Here is a 933-nt window from a genome sequence, read left to right as displayed (position 1 = left end):
CGCCCGGACTCGATCTCCTCGAGAACCGCCGGGCACCGTTCGACCAGTTCCACCGACAGGTCGACCATGGCGCCGGCCCGGTTGGCGTGGATCCCGAGCGCGACGGCCAACTCCGAGCGCGCGAGCTCCCAGGGGTCGACGGCGGCGTGGTCCCGGACGGGGAGATCGGACTCGTGGGCCACGTCGTCGATCGCACGCACGTGCTCGACCGCGGCGTCGAACGTCTTGTAGACGGCCCGGATGCGGAGGGCGGCGGCACGGTTCTCGGCGTCCACGGCCAGGCGCGCGACCTCGGACTCGCACGCGAACACGCGCTCCGTCTCCGCCGACCTCATCTCAACCCCACGCCTCGATCATGCGTTCTATTCTACTAGAACACGTGAGCGAGTCAAGGGGTTTCCCCGGATGCACGGGGGCCGGCCGGGGACACCCCGACCGGCCCGTCTCCGATGCCCGCTGCGAACTCGGTCAGCCCACGCTTCCGGCCGCCGCGGCCGCGAGGGCCGCCACGTCGATCGGCCACCACTGGCCGAAGTCGATCGCATAGACACGGTTGAGGTCCGAGACGACGCCGCCCACGGTCACCTGCTGCTTCACCGGCAACTGGTGGATCGTGGCCGCCGGGTTGAGGCGCCCGCCGGAGCCCCAGTCGTGCTGCCAGAAGTACTGACCGAGCCCGCGCTGGCGGCACCAGTCGATGGTCGGGGCGTTGGCGTACACGCCGAGCTTGAGCCCCTGCCCGTTCAGGTGGACGCGCCACCGATCGAGGTAGGGGGCGATCTGGTTGTCGAACTGCCAGCGCGTGGGGTTGTCGTCGATCGCAACGTACATCGGAACGCCGCGCGGGCCGCCGGCACCGAAGTGCAGCCCGATCCCGATGGGGGCGTGGTGGTCGGCCCCGCCGGCCCCGGCCTTCCAGTCGGCGGTGTCCTC

General features: G+C 71.1%; 1 protein-coding gene and 1 pseudogene. Both read right to left on the bottom strand.

Annotated features, from left to right (window positions below):
• Positions 1-335 (bottom strand): annotated as a pseudogene (locus B4M60_RS08225) (hypothetical protein); the annotation flags it as partial.
• Positions 336-468: 133 nt separating this feature from the next.
• Positions 469-933, bottom strand: a 465-nt coding sequence (locus B4M60_RS08220; protein ID WP_291082107.1) for a DUF1906 domain-containing protein, incomplete at its 5' end; no start/stop codon positions are given.

Origin of the sequence: Dietzia sp. UBA5065 (assembly GCA_002415925.1) — a bacterium.
Classification (GTDB): Bacteria; Actinomycetota; Actinomycetes; order Mycobacteriales; family Mycobacteriaceae; genus Dietzia.
This window is presented reverse-complemented; position numbering and strand designations above follow the sequence as displayed.